At 67.9% G+C, this 17,894-nt stretch carries 15 protein-coding genes and 1 tRNA gene; 10 read left to right on the top strand and 6 right to left on the bottom strand.

What is annotated here, in order from left to right:
• The first annotated feature begins 259 nt into the window (after nucleotides 1-259).
• The 6 genes from NQ038_RS00395 to NQ038_RS00370 all read left to right on the top strand — a co-directional run bounded on the left by NQ038_RS00395 (nucleotide 260) and on the right by NQ038_RS00370 (nucleotide 6,390).
• On the top strand, nucleotides 260-418 hold the full coding sequence (locus tag NQ038_RS00395; protein ID WP_257061379.1) for a hypothetical protein: 159 nt from the start codon (nucleotides 260-262) through the stop codon (nucleotides 416-418).
• A gap of 51 nt (nucleotides 419-469) precedes the next feature.
• Nucleotides 470-1,168 carry a DUF6308 family protein gene (locus tag NQ038_RS00390; protein ID WP_257061378.1) on the top strand — a complete coding sequence of 233 codons (699 nt, stop codon included), beginning with the start codon at nucleotides 470-472 and terminating at the stop codon, nucleotides 1,166-1,168.
• 46 nt (nucleotides 1,169-1,214) lie between these two features.
• A complete protein-coding gene (locus NQ038_RS00385) occupies nucleotides 1,215-2,399 on the top strand; it encodes an alpha/beta hydrolase (protein ID WP_257061377.1) in 1,185 nt (394 codons plus the stop codon).
• A gap of 103 nt (nucleotides 2,400-2,502) precedes the next feature.
• The gene (locus tag NQ038_RS00380) at nucleotides 2,503-3,792 is read left to right on the top strand and encodes a PLP-dependent aminotransferase family protein (protein ID WP_257061376.1); all 1,290 of its coding nucleotides are present in this window, start codon (nucleotides 2,503-2,505) and stop codon (nucleotides 3,790-3,792) included.
• A gap of 370 nt (nucleotides 3,793-4,162) precedes the next feature.
• Complete coding sequence (locus NQ038_RS00375; protein WP_373456761.1) at nucleotides 4,163-4,648, top strand: PadR family transcriptional regulator; 486 nt, start codon at nucleotides 4,163-4,165, stop codon at nucleotides 4,646-4,648.
• Between the two features lie 179 nt (nucleotides 4,649-4,827).
• Nucleotides 4,828-6,390, top strand: a complete 1,563-nt coding sequence (locus NQ038_RS00370; RefSeq protein ID WP_257061375.1) for an acetolactate synthase large subunit — start codon at nucleotides 4,828-4,830, stop codon at nucleotides 6,388-6,390.
• A 119-nt stretch (nucleotides 6,391-6,509) separates the two neighbouring features.
• Here the strand turns inward: NQ038_RS00370 and NQ038_RS00365 are convergent.
• From NQ038_RS00365 to NQ038_RS00355, 3 genes are all read right to left on the bottom strand, one after another.
• Nucleotides 6,510-6,597, bottom strand: a tRNA-Ser gene (locus NQ038_RS00365).
• A 157-nt stretch (nucleotides 6,598-6,754) separates the two neighbouring features.
• Nucleotides 6,755-7,216: a tRNA adenosine(34) deaminase TadA gene (gene tadA, locus NQ038_RS00360; RefSeq protein WP_373456760.1), complete on the bottom strand. Its 462-nt coding sequence runs from the start codon at nucleotides 7,214-7,216 to the stop codon at nucleotides 6,755-6,757.
• Nucleotides 7,217-7,230: 14 nt separating this feature from the next.
• Nucleotides 7,231-7,791, bottom strand: a complete 561-nt coding sequence (locus NQ038_RS00355; RefSeq protein ID WP_257049239.1) for a tRNA adenosine deaminase-associated protein — start codon at nucleotides 7,789-7,791, stop codon at nucleotides 7,231-7,233.
• Nucleotides 7,792-7,864: 73 nt separating this feature from the next.
• On the opposite strand from NQ038_RS00355, the gene upp reads away from it, so the two are divergent.
• The 3 genes from upp to NQ038_RS00340 all read left to right on the top strand — a co-directional run bounded on the left by upp (nucleotide 7,865) and on the right by NQ038_RS00340 (nucleotide 10,688).
• On the top strand, nucleotides 7,865-8,500 hold the full coding sequence (upp, locus tag NQ038_RS00350; RefSeq protein WP_257061373.1) for a uracil phosphoribosyltransferase: 636 nt from the start codon (nucleotides 7,865-7,867) through the stop codon (nucleotides 8,498-8,500).
• A 329-nt stretch (nucleotides 8,501-8,829) separates the two neighbouring features.
• Nucleotides 8,830-9,633, top strand: coding sequence for a winged helix-turn-helix domain-containing protein (locus NQ038_RS00345; protein ID WP_257049241.1), 804 nt, complete (start codon nucleotides 8,830-8,832; stop codon nucleotides 9,631-9,633).
• A gap of 131 nt (nucleotides 9,634-9,764) precedes the next feature.
• Nucleotides 9,765-10,688 (top strand): endonuclease/exonuclease/phosphatase family protein, encoded by a 924-nt coding sequence (locus NQ038_RS00340; protein ID WP_257057826.1) that lies wholly within the window; start codon nucleotides 9,765-9,767, stop codon nucleotides 10,686-10,688.
• 42 nt (nucleotides 10,689-10,730) lie between these two features.
• On the opposite strand, the gene NQ038_RS00335 is transcribed toward NQ038_RS00340, so the two are convergent.
• The 3 genes from NQ038_RS00335 to NQ038_RS00325 all read right to left on the bottom strand — a co-directional run bounded on the left by NQ038_RS00335 (nucleotide 10,731) and on the right by NQ038_RS00325 (nucleotide 15,202).
• Nucleotides 10,731-11,945 (bottom strand): MarP family serine protease, encoded by a 1,215-nt coding sequence (locus tag NQ038_RS00335; RefSeq protein WP_257061368.1) that lies wholly within the window; start codon nucleotides 11,943-11,945, stop codon nucleotides 10,731-10,733.
• The gene (locus tag NQ038_RS00330; RefSeq protein ID WP_257057829.1) at nucleotides 11,942-13,570 is read right to left on the bottom strand and encodes a PrsW family intramembrane metalloprotease; all 1,629 of its coding nucleotides are present in this window, start codon (nucleotides 13,568-13,570) and stop codon (nucleotides 11,942-11,944) included. Before NQ038_RS00330 ends, NQ038_RS00335 begins: the two co-directional genes overlap by 4 nt.
• 162 nt (nucleotides 13,571-13,732) lie before the next feature.
• Nucleotides 13,733-15,202 (bottom strand): malate:quinone oxidoreductase, encoded by a 1,470-nt coding sequence (locus NQ038_RS00325; RefSeq protein ID WP_257049245.1) that lies wholly within the window; start codon nucleotides 15,200-15,202, stop codon nucleotides 13,733-13,735.
• Between the two features lie 288 nt (nucleotides 15,203-15,490).
• Here NQ038_RS00325 and NQ038_RS00320 point away from each other — a divergent pair, with 288 nt between their 5' ends.
• Nucleotides 15,491-17,872 (top strand): hypothetical protein, encoded by a 2,382-nt coding sequence (locus NQ038_RS00320; protein WP_257061366.1) that lies wholly within the window; start codon nucleotides 15,491-15,493, stop codon nucleotides 17,870-17,872.
• Nucleotides 17,873-17,894: the final 22 nt, after the last annotated feature.

The raw sequence follows: 17,894 nt of genomic DNA, 5'->3' as shown, positions 1-17,894 counted from the left end.
CTTCGCATACGACACACCAGCTGAGACGACTCAGTCCACCGAGTCCCCGGACCGCGCTCCAGGCCAGGTGGAATGCACATGTAGGCGTTTGTACAGTCGCATGCGCCCGCGGAACATGAAAGCAACCTCAGCAGCACTCCACACCACGACTCCGGTGATTCTGCGTACACTCGCAAGCAAGACCTCGCCGCCACTGTACGGTCGCCCGCAGATGTAGGCCTATACATGTTGAATGCAGGACAGCAAAGGAGCGGCCCGCATGAAGAAGCCCCGCATCACCCCACTGATCATGGCCTTCGCCGTCCTCATCGTCGGCTACAGCCTGTTCGACGAGGTCAGCCACCTGTCGGGCATCGCCACGTTCGCCGTGGCCGCTTGCCTGTTCGGCGTCGCCTTCAATTCGCCGGACAAGCGCTGAGGGTTCCAATCGATACCGACCAAGCCCAGTAAGCTCAACTATGCTGAAATCATGACTTCATCATTTCCGCAGGTGCCCCTCAAAGTTATCAACACGGCTAAAAAGAAAGTACTGCACACACTTCGTGATCCAGAGACTCCCCTACGTCTGGCCCGCTATTACGATCCCACTACCGACTTCGCCGGCGCGACGTTCATCGACCTCGGGCCCGGAAACGATCCGCACATAACCCCAGCCGACCTCTTGGCCGTGACCACTCTAGCCGTCCCCATCCCGAACCGCGCTTTACGCTTGTTCCTGCAAGACGAGCCGCTTAGAGACGAGTTGGCCGACCTTTACTCTCGCCTACCAAGCTGTAATTTACAGGAATCGACGGCATCCGATTTCCCCGCAATGGAAGACTTCTACGACCGCGTGAAAGAAGTCCTTAGCAGTCCTGATTCGATCAAGCCAAATCCATGGGTTACAACCAGCAAGTTGGTCGCACGAAAACGACCCGATCTCTTCCCTGTCCGGGATAATCTCGTATGCAATTACCTGGAAATCACATCGAACCGCGACCGGGCCAAAGACTGGTTCGTCTATCAGCAGCTTCTTCTCGATACCGAAGTGCAATCCGAATTGGCGCAAACAATCACGAGGATAAAGGAGGCTGCAAAAGGTACGCGTGTCGTTATCGATGTTGAACCTCTACGCCTCCTCGATGCTGCCTTGTGGTGCACAGCAGCAGGCGTACATCCTCGGTCATAACCGCGGCGTTGCCCGGCATCCCCGCCCCACCACTACGATGGGCCACATGGATGAGCAGCGGCAGTGGCGCGAGGACATTCTGGGACCGGACTTCGAGGCCACCCGGCTCGACCTGCCCGACGCGGCCCGCGCGACCCTGGTCAGGCACATGCCCACAGCACCGGAACCGGCCGCTACCCCACCCCGCGACACCGTGGTGTTGCACCTGCACGGCTGGTCCGACTACTTCTTCCACCGCGAACTCGCCGAGTTCTGGTCCGGCCGCGGCACCCACTTCTTCGCCCTGGACTTCCGCAACTACGGCCGCAATCTGATCCCCGACGCCTCCTGGCCGCTGCTCGGCCAGTCCTGGGATGAGGATCCGGAGATCGCCGCCTACCTGGCCGCGCAGTGGAACGAATACGGCACCCGCGAACTCGCCGAGGCCGCCCCGGAACCGTCCCAGCGCCCCGGCTATGCCTCCAGCATCGCGCTGTACAACCAGGACATCACCGCCGCCCTGCGCGTAATCGGCGGGCTGCACCCCGACGCGCGCCTCATCGTCTCCGCGCATTCCATGGGCGGCCTGGTCGCCACACTATGGGCCGCCGATCTGCACGCGGGCCGCGCCACCTCGCACGCGGGCGACACCGCACAACCCACCGTCGGGACCCCGACCCCGGACCCAGCAACCGACCCGCTGGGCGGCCTGGGCGAGTTGGCGGGCCTGTGCCTGAACTCGCCCTGGCTGGAGTTCCAGTACTCCACGGCGGTGCGCAAGATCCTGATGCCGGTGATGCGGCTGAGCGCCCGCCGGGCCGATGACCGCATCAAACCGCTGCCGATCGACATGCCGAACTTCTACACCCTGGCCGCCGCGGAGACCCACGGCCGTCCGCAGTACGATCTGGCCCTCAAACCGGCCGGCAGCTTCCCCGTCTATCCCGACTGGCTCTCCAGCATCTTCGCCGGCCAGGAGCGCATCTACGACGGGATCGACGTGGGCGTGCCGGTGCTGATCCAGACCTCGGCCAAGACCTACCAGTCCCCGCGGTACTCCTCGAAGATGACGCGCGCCGACATCGTGCTCAACGTGGACCTGATCCGCCGCGCCGGCGCCGAGGTCGGCGACACCGTCGTGCTCCAGCGGATTCCCGGCGCTGTGCACGACGTCTTCGCCTCGGCGCCGGAACAGCTGAACCGGGCCTATGCCGGCATCGCCGGCTTCGCCCGCGGCTATCTGAACGCCTAGGCGACGAACTCCCGGGCAGTGGATGCCTGAGCCGCGACCACTCGGACGGACCCGAGCCGCGGACACCCGTGCGACCTGCCCGCGCACCTCCTATCATCGGAGCATGACCCACACCACATCGACATCCGCCTCCTCCGAACCCACCCCGGCCGGTTCCCCCGCCTCCCCCGAAGCCCCGACCCCCGCCTCGGCCTGGGCAACGCGCTTGGCCAGGCGCGCCCAGGGCGGTCCCAGTGAACTGGCCGCAGTGCTCGCGCTCTCGGGAGCCGGCGGCGACCTCGTCGACTTCTCCGGTGGCTTCCCCGATCCCACCCTGTTCAACACCGGGTTGCTGGCCGAGCTCGCGGCCAAGGCGATCGAGACCCGGCCCGAGGTCTCCCTCCAGTACGCCTCCAATCTGGGCCTGCCCTCGCTGCGCGAGGCCCTGCGCGCGGACTTCTCCCGCACCCAGTCCCGGGTGCCCGAGGAGGACGAACTCATCGTCACCTCGGGCGGCGTGGACGCCATGACCCTGCTGAGCAAGGCGCTGCTGGATCCCGGCGACGCGGTGCTGGTCGAGTCGCCGTCCTATCTGGGCGCCTTCGGCGTCTTCCGCACCCACGAGGGCGTGTGCGTGCCCATGGCAGGCGACGCCGCGGGCCTGGACCCGGATTCCATCGGCCCCGCCGTCGCAACCGCCCGCGCCCGCGGAGCCGAACCCAAGATGCTCTACGTCATCCCCGATTTCCAGAACCCCTCGGGCCTGTGGCTGTCCACCGAGCGCAGGCAGGCCATCATCGATGCGGCCCGCCGCCACGGCCTGCTCATCATCGAGGATGTCGCCTACCGCGACCTGGCCTTCGACGGCACCACCCGCCCGTCGATCTGGGAGCTGGGCCCCGATGTCACCGTGCAGATCGGCACCTTCTCCAAAACCTTCACCCCCGGCACCAGGATGGGCTGGGCGGCCGGGCCCGCACCGGTGATCGCGGCCCTGGCCGAGGCCAAGACCAACACGGATCAGTGCGCCGGCGCCCTGGGGCAGTGCATCCTGGAGGACATGCTGCGCACCGGCCACTACACGCAGGCGCTGCCGGGCCTGCGCGAGGCCTACGGGCAACGCGGCCGGGCCCTCATCGGCGCATTCGCCCAGGCCCTGGCCCCGGCAGTGCCCGACGCCACCTGGACCGAACCGGCCGGTGGCTTCTTCACCTGGGTGCGCCTGCCCGGCATCGACACCAAGGAACTGGCCACAGCCGCCGCCTCCCACGGCGTCGCATTCGTCCCCGGGTCACCGTTCTACGCCGATGCGCGCCGCAGCGAGCACCTGCGCATGTCCTTCTCCCGCACCCCGATCGAGCGGATGCCCGAGGGCGTGGCCCGGCTGGTGGGCGCCATCGAGTCCGTGCGCTGATCCCCGGCCCTCGAACATGGGGCGGTTTGTTTCAGATTGGACTGTTCGAACGGCCTCATCTGAAACAAATCGCCCCATGATTTCTCCGGACCCGCCCACGGGGCCCGAAACCACCCCCACCGCACACCCCACACGAAACGCCCAGCCCTCTCCCATTGTCTTTAACGATATGTCGTAATACAGTCGTGAGTGATCGCAATACAGTCACAGAGGAGGAACCATGAACATCCACGACAATGACGACGACTTCCCCCGCACCCATGCGGGCCACGGCGGACGCGGACGCGGCTTCGGCGGGCCCGGCGGGTTCGGCGGCTTCGGGTCCTGGGACGGCAACGGTGGCTTCGACCCCTTCGGCATCTCCGATGTCATGCGCAAGATGGCAGGGGGCGGCCGCGGGCACGGGCGCCGGATGAGCCGCGGCGACGTCCGCCAGGCGGTGCTCGCCCTGCTGGCGGAGGAGCCCATGCACGGCTACCAGATCATCCGCGAACTCGAGGAGCGCAGCGGCGGCACCTGGAAGCCCAGCGCCGGCTCGGTCTACCCGACCCTGCAGATGCTCACCGATGAAGGCCTATTGGAGGCGGCTGAGGACGCGGGCAAGAAGGTCTACTCCCTGACCGAGGCGGGCCGCTCCGCCGCCGCGGAAGAGGCCGACGAGCCCAAGCCATGGGAACAGGCGGCGGGCCGCGGGTTCGGCTCCGGCTTCACGATGGAGCTGGGCAAGGAACTGGCCAAGCTGGGACAGGCGACCAGCCAGATCATGCGCGGGGGAACCAAGGAACAGGCCGAGGCCGCCGCCACCGTGCTGGCCGATGCCCGCAAGGGCATCTACCGCATCCTCGCAGAGGACTGATCCGAAGGACCGAGGCGGTGCGCACCGGAGGCTGTGACTTCCGGTGCGCACCGCCTCGGCGCGTAATGGCGCTGTTCGCCCGGGCTCGTTCGTATCGGCAGGTGACCCGGGGATTGTCCCGGATGGAGGCGTTCACTAGGCTGTGCGGTATATCGCATTCAGCCTATGGAAGGACGCCCGTGAACGGTGCAAATCGCCTGGTCAACACTCTGGTCAAGAACGGGGTGGAGGTCTGTTTCGCCAACCCCGGAACCTCGGAGATGCACTTCGTCTCCGCCGTCGAGGACGTGCCGGAGCTCCGCTGCGTCCTGGCGATGTTCGAGGGCGTCGTCACCGGTGCCGCCGATGGCTACGCCAGGGTCGCCCGCAAGCCCGCCGCGACCCTGCTGCACCTGGGCCCGGGCCTGGCCAACGGCATGTCGAACCTGCACAACGCCCTGCGCGCGGATTCGCCGATCGTCAACATCATCGGCGACCACGCTACCTACCACCGCCAGTACGACGCCCCGCTGACCAGCGATATCGAAGGTGCGGCACGGCCTTTCAGCGACTGGGTCCGGACCTCGCCGACCGCCGATTCGATCGCCACGGACACCGCGGCCGCCATCGCCGCATCCCAGACCATGCCCGGCCAGATCGCCTCGCTCATCCTGCCGGCGGACACCGCCTGGACCGAACCCCAGGTCGATGCCCCACTGCCGGACGCAGTGGTACCCAGGCCGCAGCCGGTCGACCAGTCCAAGGTCAAGGCCGTGGCGGAAATCCTGACCCGCGCCAAGGAACGCGGCGAGGGCGCCGGCCTCATCCTCTCGCGCAATGTCACCGACCCCGAATCCCTCGAGATCGCGGGCCGGATCGCCAAGGCCACCGGCGCCCGCCTGCTGCTGCTCAACATGACCGGTGTCGCATCCCACGGGGCCGGCCGCGTAGCCGTCGAGCGGATCCCCTACGCCGTGAACGACGCTGTGGAATTCCTGGCGGACTTCCAGAACCTGGTGCTGGTGGGCACCAAAGTGCCGGTGTCCTTCTTCGCCTACCCGGACAAGCCCAGCGAGCAGTTCGCCCAGGGCACACTCATCCAGGAACTGGCCACCTCGGTCTCGGATCAGCGCGGTGCGCTCGAGGCACTGGCCGCCGAACTGGGCGCCACCGACCTCGAACCGGACCTGCCGGAACTCAAGCTGCCCGAACCCCCGACCACCGGAGCAATCACGCCTCGCTCGGTTGCCGAACTCGTCGTCAACCGGATGCCGGAGAACAGCGTGCTGATCGATGAGTCGATCACCTCTGGCGGCTGGTACTGGCCACTGGCGGCCACCGCCCGTCCGCACGAGTACCTCAGCGGCACCGGCGGCTCGATCGGCTACGCCATGCCGGTCGCCGTGGGTGCGGCGATCGCCGCACCGGAATCACAGGTCATCACCCTGGAGTCGGATGGATCGGGGATGTACCAGCTGCAGGCCCTGTGGACCCAGGCCCGCGAGAACCTCAACATCGTCACGCTGATCTTCTCGAACAACAAGTACCAGATCCTGCGCAATGAGATGGCGAACGTCGGTGCGACCTTCGGGGAACGCTCCGAGCGCCTGCTGGATCTGTCCGATCCGAACCTGGACTGGGTCAAGCTGGCCGGCGGCATGGGCGTGCACGCAGAACGTGCCACCACCATGGAGGAACTGACCGCGGCCCTGGACACCGCGCTGGCCACCGACGGCCCGGCCCTGATCGAGGTCGACCTCTAGAAGTCCGCCCTCCCGGGGACTTCCACTGGGAAGTCCCCGGGACTAGGATCCGGGTTTTGGCCGCAGTCGGCAAAACAGAAGGACCCCGCCTCAAGGAGACGGGGTCCTTCTATCAAACGCGGTAGCGGAGGGATTTGAACCCTCGGTACGGGGTTACCGTACACAACATTTCGAGTGTTGCACCTTCGGCCGCTCGGACACGCTACCGCTAGATACTCTAGGGCAACTCGACCATCCGGGGCAAACCAGCAGCCACTCCATCGACGCGAGCTTCATCACACCGCGCTCCGCCCACTCAGCACCCGCTCCACTGAGCAGTCACTTTGGTCCGGGTCTGGGCCCAGGAGCGGACCAAAACGGCTGCTCAGCGGCGGGAGGTGAAGAAGTCGCGCAACTGGGCCGCGGCCTCAGGGGCGCGGATGCCGGCGTAGACCTCGGGGTGGTGCAGGGCGGCACGGTCGCGCGGCAGGTCCCAGACGGAACCGCAGGCGCCCGCCTTGTCGTCGTGGGCCCCGTAGACGATGGTGTCCACGCGCGCGGCCAGCGCGGCACCCGCGCACATCAGGCACGGTTCGAGCGTCACCACCAGCGTCGCACCCTCCAGTCGCCACCGCCCCAGGGCCGAGGCCGCGCGCCGCAGCGCCAGGACCTCGGCGTGGGCGGTCGGATCGCCGGTCAGCTCGCGCTCGTTATACCCCTCGCCCAGCACCCGGCCGGCGGAGTCGACGACCAGGGCGCCCACGGGCACGTCCCCGGAGTCCAGGCTGTGCTCGGCCAGCCGCAGGGCCCGGCCCATCCACTCCAGGTGCTCCCTCCGCGGACTCAGGCCGGATACGGGACTCAGCGCGCGGCCTCGAGCGAATCCGCGAAGCCCACGACCTCGCCGATGTGCGCCACAATGCGCGCCGGGTCCGACTGGTACTTCTCGACCTGTTCCAGGAGCTCGGCAGCGTCGACCCCACGGTCGGCGAAGATATCGGAGTCCCCACCGGTCTCGCCATCGGATTCGAAGTCGAGCATTTCCAGGTCCTCGTCCTGGTCGTCCTCCGGTTCATCATCGGAATCGTCGGAGTCCGCGAAGTCCTCCTCTGCGAAATCCTCCTCCTCGTACTGTTCGTCCTTGGGCGAATCGAGGTAGTCGACGAAGAGCTCGGCATAGGGACTGGCTGCGGCCGCATCGATATCGGAGATGAACACCTTGATCTCATCGCTGGGCAACAGCCGGACGATGGCGAACCATTCGTCCTCGTGTTCGACGACCGCCACCGAATCGCCGTCCCCTTCGCCTGCGTTGACCATCATGTCGATGAGGTCGTCCAGGCTGGAGGCGTCGTCGACGTCGATATCGACCAGCTTGAAGGTGGAGCCGTTTTCATTCAGTACTGCGGTGAAGTAGGACATGCCTCTATTGTGTAGCCTCCGAGCGGCTCCGACCACCTTTCGGACCCCTCCTTTCAGGCGATATTCTTCTGCTATGGAACTCCACGTGGCAGATCACCCGCTCATCGCCCATAAACTCACCGTCCTGCGCGATGAGCGCACGGACTCGGCCCGCTTCCGGCAGCTGACCGACGAGCTGGTCACGCTGCTGTCCTATGAGGCCACCCGCAATGTGCGCACCGAGCCCAAGGTCATCACCACCCCCGTGGCACAGACCACCGGCGTCCAGTTGGCCACCCCCAGGCCGGTCGTCGTGCCGATCCTGCGCGCGGGACTGGGGATGCTCGAGGGCATGCTGCGCATCCTGCCCACCGCCGAGATCGGATTCCTGGGCATGATGCGCGATGAGGAGACCCTGGAGGTCACCGCCTACGCCGAGCGCCTGCCGCAGGACCTGACGCACCGGCAGGTCTACATCATCGACCCGATGCTGGCCACCGGCGCCACTCTGGAGATGGCAATCGACTTCCTGTTGGAACGCGGGGTGCACGAGGTCACCGCCGTGTGCCTGGTGTCCGCCCCGGAGGGCGTCGAGGCCATCCAGGCGAAGTACGACGGGCAGGCGAACATCACGATCCACACCGCTGCTCTGGACGAACGACTCAACGAGAACGGCTACATCGTGCCGGGGCTGGGCGATGCCGGCGATCGCCTCTACGGCGTGGTGTGATCGACGCGCGACGCCCAGCGGGCGCGGCGCGCGAACGACCCGCACTGTCATATTCTGTCACATTGGGGCCCCGGCTCTTCCATATGACACCTGCATGAAGAATAATGACAGTCATGACCCGAATCCTCCCGATGCACATATGCGCACCGCGCGGCAGCTGTCGCCGGCCCCGCGCATCCGCGCAGAGCATGCAGATGCTCTGCGTTCGCGATCACTGATCACCTGCGCCGCACCGAGTGCGGCATGATCGCGAACGAGTCACCGCACGAATCATCCCGCCCGGCGGGAATCGTCCACCCACTCGCAGCACCGGAAACCCGAGGATCGACATGCCATTCGCACAGCGCAGCACCACCCCGACGGACCTGACCGCCCGTACTACCTCCCCCCATCCCCGCTCCGCGGCGGCGACGCGCCGCCAGGGCGCCAGGCTGACCGCCGTTGACCCTGCCGCGGCTCCCCGCACGCTGGCCCCGGCCGGGGTCCAGGCCACCCCGCGGGCCGCCCGCGGCATCGTGCTCTACATCGGCCTGGACGAGGAGAAGGCCTCGCAGGACGGCACCAACCTCACCGCCATCGCCGAGGCCCTGCAGTCCTATGCGCACGAACTCGCCGCACGGGCCGAAACCCAGGCCGTCATCGCCCTGGCGCCAGAGGGCCCCGGCAGGGACCTCGACGCCGTGCGCGCCGTGGCCACCGGGTCCCCCGCCGCCACCGGCGGCTCGGCCGTGCGCCACGGACCGCTGCGCTCGCGCATCCCGGCCCATATCCGCCCGCCGCGCCCCACCGAGGATACAGAGGCACAGCGGACCACCGCGGGCCTGCGCGTGGACATCCCCCGCCGCGAGGTCCACATCGACGACGTCCAGGTGAACGTCACGACGAAGGAATTCGACCTGTTGGCCACCCTGGTGTCCCACCCGGGCGAAACCCTGGACCGCTCCCACCTGATCCAGGCCCTGTGGTCGGCCGATGCCCAGGAACCCGATGAGCGCACCGTGGACGTGCACGTGCGCCGCCTGCGCCGCCGGTTGGGCGACTACGCCAATGTCGTGCGCACCATCCGGGGCGGCGGCTACCGCTACGACGCCCACCCCGATGTCGAGGTCTGGTCGGCCACCGCACTGCACTGAGCCGGCTGCACTGCGCCGGCACCACGGGCCACTGCTCCCCGGATCCGGCTTCGCCACCTCATCCGCGCCTCCCGGCCACCTTGCGCCCAATCTGAGGGGCACGGTCAGGGTGGCCGCCTAGCATTGGGGGAATGACGCGCAGAAAGTCCCCCACCCGCGGAATCATCGTCTTCATCCTGGGCGTGCTGTTGGCTCTACTGCTGTTCTTCCACAGCCGCCTGCCGGAGACCAAGGGCCTGGCCCTTGTGGTCGAGTCCGCCCTGCCCTGGACCGTGGTCCTGGTGGTTCTGCTCATCATCATGGGCCTGATCCGCTTCAGCTTCCTGGGCATCCTGGGCTTTCTCATCCCGGCCGTGGTCTGGTGTTCCATGTTCGGAGGGTACCTGCGGCCGACCTTCGGCACCGCCGACGGGCAGCTGACGGTGGCGACCCAGAATGTGGGGGCCAAACTGTCCCAGCCCACCGCCACCGCGCAGAATCTGCTCGACCGGAAACCCGATGTGCTGGCGGTACAGGAGCTGGCCAGTAAATCCGGCAAGATCATCAAGTCGAAACTGGACGGTGCCTACTCCTATTCCCGGGTCGAGGACTCTTTGGGCCTGTGGTCGAAATACCCCCTGGGCGAATCCAAGGTGATCGATCTGGGCCTGAAGTGGCCGCGCGCCTTCCGCACCGTGCTGGCCGGGCCCAATGGCGATATCGCGCTGTACGCCGTCCACATCCCCTCGGTGCGCATCGGCGAGGAGGATCTGCGCAATGCGGCGTTGGAGAAGCTCGCGCAGATCGTCCGGCAGGACTCCGCCGGGCGCGTCATCATGCTCGGCGACCTCAATGCCGGCGGGGCCGACCGCTACTTGGGGAACCTGACCACGGAGTTGCAGGATTCCCGGGCTGCCACCGGTGGGGGCTTCGGCGCCACCTGGCCCACCCAATTCCCGCTGGTCAGACTGGACCATGTGCTCACCCGCGGCTTCGACGTCAAGTCCGATGAGGTGCTCGACCGCGGCACCAGCGATCACCGAGCTGTGGTCGTGCGCCTCGACCAGTCCGAATAACACCCGGTGCCGGAGGACGACTCGGTCAGCTTCCGGAGCCGTTCAGTCAGCCGCACAGCTCCCGGTGTCCACCGGAGTGGTCCGCGTGGCGTCCAGGTGTTTCCGGACCTCGCCCAGGGTCAGTGCGTAACCGGTGTCCTCGTCGGTCGCAGACTTCGCGAAGACCATCCCCACGACCCGTCCCCGGGCGTTTAGTAGGGGTCCGCCCGAATTGCCGTGGCGCACCACCGCGCGCAGGGAGTAGACATCGCGGGTGACCGTGGACGAACCGTAGATGTCCAGGCCCCGGGCGGGGAGCTGCTCCCTGATCCGGGCCGGCGATATCGTATAGGGCCCGTTCTCCGGGTAGCCGACGACCACTGCATCGGCCCGCGACCGCAGGTCCTGGCCCAGGGACAGCGCCGCCGCCGGCAATTGTGGAGCATAGAGGACGGCCACGTCGGTGTCCGCATCGAAGGCCACGACCCGTGCCGCATAGGGTGCGCCCTTGCCGCCGGTCTGCACGCTGAGCCGGTGGGCACCCGCGACCACATGGGCGTTTGTGGCGACATAACCCCGTTTGAACACCCAGCCGGTGCCCTCGCTCAGGGTGCCACACACGGTCTGGTCGGTCACGATCTTGACCGTCGAGTCCTGCGCCCGGCGTCCCACCGACGCCAGGTCCTTGTTCGGCACACCGACATCGCGGATCCGCTCCGTCTGGCCGCTGAACACCTGGGGGAAGCCATTGCGGGCCAACACCGAATCGATCTCGCCCAGGGCCACCGCCGAGGTCGAGGGCGCCAGTCGGTCGAGGGTTGCGACGATCTGCGACTGGGCCACCATCCGGTTCGCCTCGACCAGGGGCGAGACCCGGATCCAACCCGCTCCCAGCCAGACGACCAGGGCGAAGGCCAGCAGAGAGCCCGCCGCTCCGCCCAGGGCGTCCAGCCCCCGGCCCAGGCGGCTGGTGATGCTCTCGCGCAGCAGCGCCCCGACCCAGCTGCCGATGGCGGATACGATGATTCCGCACAGAATCGGCACCCCGGCCAGGACCGCCAACTGCAATCCGGCTGATGTGTTCCCGGTCAGATCGGACAGGTCGACGATGCCCTCCCCGTTCCCCGTGCCGAACAGCCAGCCGCCCAGAAAGCGGCCGCCGATCAGGCCCAGGATGAAGCCCAGTAAACCGCCCAGGGTCATGGTCAGGCGCTGGCTGTAGCCCACCGCTGCGCACAGCAGCGCGATCAGGACCAGCACCCAGTCGACGAGCATCATCGCGGCGGGCCCCAGCCCCCGCCGGACTGGGGCCGGTAACCGCCGGCCGGCGGGTTCATCCCGGGACCGGGTTGCGACCGGTAGCCGGGTGCCTGCGGCTGTCCCGGTCCCGAGGCCGTGCCCGGCCCGCCGACCCCGCTCGGCCAATCGCCCGCCTGCGGGCGACCGGGAGTTCCCGGGGCGCCGGGTCCCGGGACGCCGGGGAGCTGTTGGGTGAACTGCCCGCCGGGACGCTGCCCGGCCTCGGCCCGCTGCATGAGCTCACGACGGTTGCGGGTGAACTCCTCGAGCTCGAAGCGCTCCACCTGCACCTCCTTGGCACCGGCGACCTGCGCCAGCAGCCGCATCCGGATCGCCGCCAGATCCGCCGACAGGGAGATCATCCGGTTCATGTTCGCAATGGCCCCTGGGAACCGCCTGGCCCAACGGCGGCCGGCGCGCCGTCCGGCCCAGGTGCCCAGCATCGAGACCTCGTCGTGGGTCAGCCAGCCCGCATTCGCATAGTCACCCAATGCCCTCCGGGTGGCCTTCGCCTCGCCGGAGCGCAGGAACAGGCCCGTACCGAACCACAGGCAGGAGATGAGCAGGGAGAACGCCAGGGTAACGGCCAGTGCCGCCAAGCCGTTGTCCCACTCCCCCGTCAACGTAGCCATGGCGTTCCACGACCCGTGCAGCACCATGCCGCAGAACATGCCGGGCAGCCAGGCGACGATCGTCAGCCACCACTGGCCGCGGCGGGACGCCAGGCCGATCGACACGCCGGCGCACATGACGAAGGTCGAGTGCAGCAGCGGCGACATCAGACAACGCATCACGAAGGTCCCGACCAGTCCCGCGGCCGAGCCCTCCGCCAGGCCGGAGCTCAGATAGAGCAGGTTCTCTGTGAAGGCGAAGCCGGCGCCCAACAGGCTGCCGTAGACCCAGCCGTCCAGGGGACCGGTGAAGTACTTGCGGCCGGCCAGCACCAGCACCACCAGGAAGACGCCCTTGAAGGACTCCTCGAACAGCGGTGCCATCACCACTGCGCCCATCGTGTCGCCCGTCAGGTCCAGGCCGAACAGGCTCGCGATCCCGATGCCCAGCGCCTGGAAGACCACGACGCCCACCACCGCGGCCACTGCGCCCCACAGGATGCAGGCCGCCATCAACAGTTTGGGCTGGGGTTTCCAGCGGTCGAACCACAGCACCATGCCGACGATGAACAGCAGGGGCAGGGACGACAGGATGACCACGATGACGCCCAGGCCGTGGAAGCTCAAAGAGGCGATGAGCAGGATGACCGCCAGGCCCAGGCCCAGCAGGCACACGGCCACGATCGCTATGATCAGACGCGCCAGGTGGGCGCCATCGTCATTGGGATTCCACTTCTTGGCGACGGGATAACCCGGCCCTCGTCCCGGGCCGGCGTAGCCCGGCCGAGCCGCGGTCCGCGCGCCTGCCGTCCACCCCGCCTGCACCGGACCGCCCTGATAGGCCGTCACCGGCGCTTGGGCCCGCATCGTCGATGTGACCGGTGGGATATAGCGCGGCATCGGGTAGTTCCGCTGCATCGGCGCCTGTGGATAACCGGGCTGCGACGGTGCTTGCTGCTGTGGAGGCACCCGGTTCGGAGGCTGTTCACTCATGCGGTTCCTTTGCTCACGATCTGTGCCGTTAGACGAAGAAAGTCGGAATAGGTCGATCCTATTCCGACTTCCTTGTGGTTCCATCCCAGCCACACGGCGGGAGCGGCGAGCCGCCCGGCCCGGCTGCGCACAGCCGGGCCGGGGCCTCGACCCGCTTGGTGCTCAGCCCAGCTGCAGCGTCCGGGTGGTGTACTCGAACAGCTCGTCGTAGAGCTTCTCGTCGTCGGCCAGCTTCAGGCCGTAGGACGGGACCATCGCCTTGATCTTGGACTCCCAGCCGGAGAACTGCGCGGGGAAGCAGGATTTCAGCAGGTTGAACATGATCGGCGTGGCCGTCGAAGCACCGGGCGAGGCGCCCAGCAGAGCGGCCAGCGAGCCGTCGGCCGCGGCCACCAGTTCGGTGCCGAAGCCCAGTTCGCCGCCCTTGGACGAGGGCTTCATGACCTGCACGCGCTGGCCTGCGGTGATGAACTCCCAATCGCTCGGGTCGACCTCGGGGGTGAAATCGCCCAGCGCCGCGAAGCGGCCCTTCTTCGTTTCGGCCAGCTGTGTGACCAGGTACTTCTCCAGACCGAAGTTGTCCTTGGCGACGTTGAGCAGGACGCCCAGGTTGCCGCCCTTGATGGACTTCGGCAGGTCCATGAAGGAACCGCGCTTGAGGAACTTGGGCGAGAATCCGGCGTACGGGCCGAACATCAGGTATTCCTTGCCGTCGATCACACGGGTGTCGAGGTGCGGCACGGACATGGGCGGGGCGCCCACGGAGGCCTGGCCGTAGACCTTGGCGTGGTGGCGGGCCACGAGCTCCGGGTTCGAGGTGCGCAGGAACAGACCGGAGACGGGGAAGCCGCCGTAGCCGCGGCCCTCGGCGATACCGGACTTCTGCAGCAGGTGCAGGGCCCCGCCGCCGGCGCCGATGAAGACGAACTTGGCTGCCACCGTGTGGACGTCACCGGAGGTCAGGTCCTTGACCGTGACCTTCCAGCCGTCTGCCGCGCGGTCCAGGCCGATGACCTGGTGTTCCGTGCGAATGTCGGCACCCTTGGCGCCCACGTGGGTCAGCAGCTGGCGCGAGAGCGAACCGAAGTCCACGTCAGTGCCCTCGGCGACCTTCGAAACGGCATTGATCTGGCCGGGGCCGCGCTTCTCGAACATCAAAGGCAGCCACTGCGCCTGCGTGGCGGCGTCGTCGGAGTACTCCATGGTCTTGAACAGCGGATTGGAGACCATCGTGTCGTAGCGCCGCTTGATGTAGTCACGGCCCTTCTCACCACGGCCGTAGGAGATGTGCGGCACGGAGTTGATGAAGGACTTGGGGTCGGTGATGACGCCCTCGTCGACCAGGTAGGACCAGAACTGGCGCGACACCTGGAACTGTTCGGCGATGTTCACGGCCTTGGTGATGTCGATGTCACCGTTGGCCTTCTCCGGCGAGTAGTTCAGCTCGCACAGGGCCGAGTGGCCGGTGCCCGCGTTGTTCCACGGGTCCGAGCTCTCCTTGGCAACGTAGTTGAGTCGTTCGTAGACCCGGATATTCCAATCGGGCTGGAGTTCGGTGAGCATCGCGCCCAGGGTGGCGCTCATAATGCCGCCACCGATGAGCACTACGTCGGCAGTGTCCTTGTTAACCATCAATTCCCTCGCGTCGTCTGGCCGCAAAGCGGGTACCTTCCGTATGGCACTCTACCCCTTGCGTCCGCACCGCCACTAACCGAGGCGGGAGCCAGTTGGCGGTAACGACACGCCGCGCAGCCCACCAGCGTTGGGGCGTTTCCCGGGGACGGAGCCCTCACCGGCGCACTTGTCCCTGTGGATGCTCCGGCGAGCGTGCGTACCCGCACCCTGTGGATGGATTCCCTTCGTCCACAGCCCGGCGCCCACCCCTTCCCGTACACCCAGGAGTGGCGGTGACATGAGGGCATGAAGAAACGCATCCTGTTCCTGACCGCACTACTCCTCTTCGCGCCGCTGGCCGTGCTCCTGGCCCTGCCGGCCACGGCCCAGCATCCGGCCGACACCCTGCTGCGCGCCGCCGAGGCTCCACCGCCTGCCGCGGCGACCTCGCCCGCTGCTCGTGCCGGGGCCACGGCCGGGCCCGCGCTCGTGACACTGCGCGGCACCGGTGGTTCCGGCAGCGCAGACAGCCGGCGAGCCCTCGGCACCGGTGAGATACCGACGGCCGGCGGGCAGAACGTATTGGCCGGCCTGGCGGGCAACGGCGCCTCCGCCGAACTGGGCCGGGCCCTGGACACGAACGAGAAATCCGTGCTGGGGCCGGGGCATTGGCACTCCACCCCAACGGGCAAGACCTGGTACGGCGCCTATTTGAGTCTGACCGGCTACAACGCCTACTGCATCGATGCGGGCCTGCGCACCCCCTACGCCCGCTATTTCACCGCGGCGAAGGGCTCCGAGATCGAATCCGCCGGCAGCGCCTATCTGCTGAGCCGCTATTCGGACTCGAAGAAGGCCGATGTCCACGCCGCACTGTCGGCCATCGTCAAACTGGATCCGCAGATCGCCCACCGCCACCAGGTGCCCGTGGCGGCCCCCGGCAAACTGGGCAAGCGCTTCGCCGGGACCGCGAAGCAGTACGCCGCACTGCGCGCCGAGGCCAAGAAGTATGCGGGGCCCTACACGCTGACGGTCACTGTGGGTGATCCGACGCCTGTCCCCGGTGGGAGCGGCGGCCCCACCGCCGACCGCGTGGCACCGGTGAGCGTCGTGCTGAAATCAGCATCGGGCCGTGCCGTGCCCGGCTATACCGTGCGGCTGTCGAGCAGCGCTGGGAAACTCGCAGCCGCAGCGCTGACCACCGGCACCTCCCCCACGACCACCCGGCTGACGGTCCCCAGGCCCAAGGCGACTCAGTCCGCGAGCGCCACGGTGACCGCCACCGTCAGCGGCCTGCCCAATCATCGACTGCTGCAGTACAAGCCGAAGGGCAGCGGATCCAAGCGGGTGCAGAACATCGTCACACGCGGGCTCCCCATGAGCCTCAGCGCGCGGGCCGGCCTGAACGTGCACGGCCCCACCAGGCCCACGGTGACGACGACGATCAACGCGCAGCGCCTGGAGCCGGGCGCCCGGGTGTTCGACCGCTTCACCGTCACGGGACTGGGACAGGGCTTGCGCGCCGATGTCGTCCACACCCTGTGGCACTCGGAGTCCAAGCCCAAGCGCACCAAGGACGCTCCGGCCGGGGCGAAGAGCCTGGGCAGTGTGACCTCGGCGGCGGTGGCCGACGGGGCCCACACCTCGCCCACGCTGACCCTGCCGGCCGGGATCCGCGGCTGGGTCTACTGGACGGAGTCCATCGCGGCGGGTCCAGACCATATCGCCTGGAACTCCGACCATGGGATCGCCCGGGAAACCGCACTGGTGCCCTGGCGCCCCCACATCGAGACCACCGCGGTCCTGGGCGGGCAGAAGATCCCCCAAGCCGTCGCCTTCGGAGGGACGCAAGAGAAGTGGGCCAAGCGAGACACCGTCGCCGTGCCCACCGCTGGGACTCTGCCGGCCACTGCGCGTCCATCGCAGACCGCGCCGGTGCCGGTCGGTTCGACGGCGGACACGATCCGTGTTCGGGATGCCCGGCCCGGCAGCACTCTGCAGCTGACGGCGAGCCTCTATCATTCGCAGGTCGAGCCCCGCCAGGCGGCGCAGCCGGTGGGGAAGCGCGTCGCGCAGCAGCAGGTGACGCTGCGGGTCGACAAGTCGGGCGCGGGCAGTACGCGGACGGCGCCGGTGGCGATCGAGCCCGGCTGGGCCAGCTGGGTGGTGGAGTTGGCCGCGGGCGAGGGCTGGGATGCCTGGCACAGCGACTACGGGATCCCGGCCGAGACGGTGCACCGCACACCCCCACCGCCGATCGTGACGACAGCGCCGCCTGGCACCACGCCTCCCGTGGTCCCGCCCAGCAGTGCCCCGCCCACGACACCGGCTGCTCCACCGAGCACTCCCTCGGAGGTTCCGCCCAGCTCGGCACCGCCGAGCACAACACCTCCGGCTGTGCCGAGTAGCCCACCTGTGTCCTCACAGCCGCCCGGACCCGGCGTTCCCCCGACGGGTCCGGTGGCCCCGACGAGCCCTCCGCCCCCGCCGGCCGACGAGGCCGGACCCGGAGGCGATGTGCAGGTCCCGCCAGAGCAACCCGCGCCGGAGCAACCGGAACAAGCGGCACCACGGGAGCAGGCACTGCCGCGGACGGGGGCGACGACGGCCATCACCGCCGGCACCGCTCTGGCCCTGGTGGGCACGGGCATCCTGTTCCTATACCTGAGCAGGAGGCGGAGCGCCTGAGTCCGGCCCGCGCGCACCCGGC

Source organism: Brevibacterium sp. 50QC2O2 (assembly GCF_024580675.1).
GTDB classification, from domain to species: domain Bacteria; phylum Actinomycetota; class Actinomycetes; order Actinomycetales; family Brevibacteriaceae; genus Brevibacterium; species Brevibacterium moorei.
The sequence above is the reverse complement of the archived record's forward strand: the minus strand, read 5'-3'. Positions and strand labels throughout refer to the sequence as shown.

Coding starts and splice junctions, on each gene's coding strand:
- NQ038_RS00395 (WP_257061379.1), top strand. CDS start 260: ATGAAGAAGCCCCGCATCACCCCACTGATCATGGCCTTCGCCGTCCTC.
- NQ038_RS00390 (WP_257061378.1), top strand. CDS start 470: ATGACTTCATCATTTCCGCAGGTGCCCCTCAAAGTTATCAACACGGCT.
- NQ038_RS00385 (WP_257061377.1), top strand. CDS start 1,215: ATGGATGAGCAGCGGCAGTGGCGCGAGGACATTCTGGGACCGGACTTC.
- NQ038_RS00380 (WP_257061376.1), top strand. CDS start 2,503: ATGACCCACACCACATCGACATCCGCCTCCTCCGAACCCACCCCGGCC.
- NQ038_RS00375 (WP_373456761.1), top strand. CDS start 4,163: ATGCGCAAGATGGCAGGGGGCGGCCGCGGGCACGGGCGCCGGATGAGC.
- NQ038_RS00355 (WP_257049239.1), bottom strand. CDS start 7,791: ATGTCCTACTTCACCGCAGTACTGAATGAAAACGGCTCCACCTTCAAG.
- upp (WP_257061373.1), top strand. CDS start 7,865: ATGGAACTCCACGTGGCAGATCACCCGCTCATCGCCCATAAACTCACC.
- NQ038_RS00345 (WP_257049241.1), top strand. CDS start 8,830: ATGCCATTCGCACAGCGCAGCACCACCCCGACGGACCTGACCGCCCGT.
- NQ038_RS00340 (WP_257057826.1), top strand. CDS start 9,765: ATGACGCGCAGAAAGTCCCCCACCCGCGGAATCATCGTCTTCATCCTG.
- NQ038_RS00335 (WP_257061368.1), bottom strand. CDS start 11,945: ATGATGCTCGTCGACTGGGTGCTGGTCCTGATCGCGCTGCTGTGCGCA.
- NQ038_RS00330 (WP_257057829.1), bottom strand. CDS start 13,570: ATGAGTGAACAGCCTCCGAACCGGGTGCCTCCACAGCAGCAAGCACCG.
- NQ038_RS00325 (WP_257049245.1), bottom strand. CDS start 15,202: ATGGTTAACAAGGACACTGCCGACGTAGTGCTCATCGGTGGCGGCATT.
- NQ038_RS00320 (WP_257061366.1), top strand. CDS start 15,491: ATGAAGAAACGCATCCTGTTCCTGACCGCACTACTCCTCTTCGCGCCG.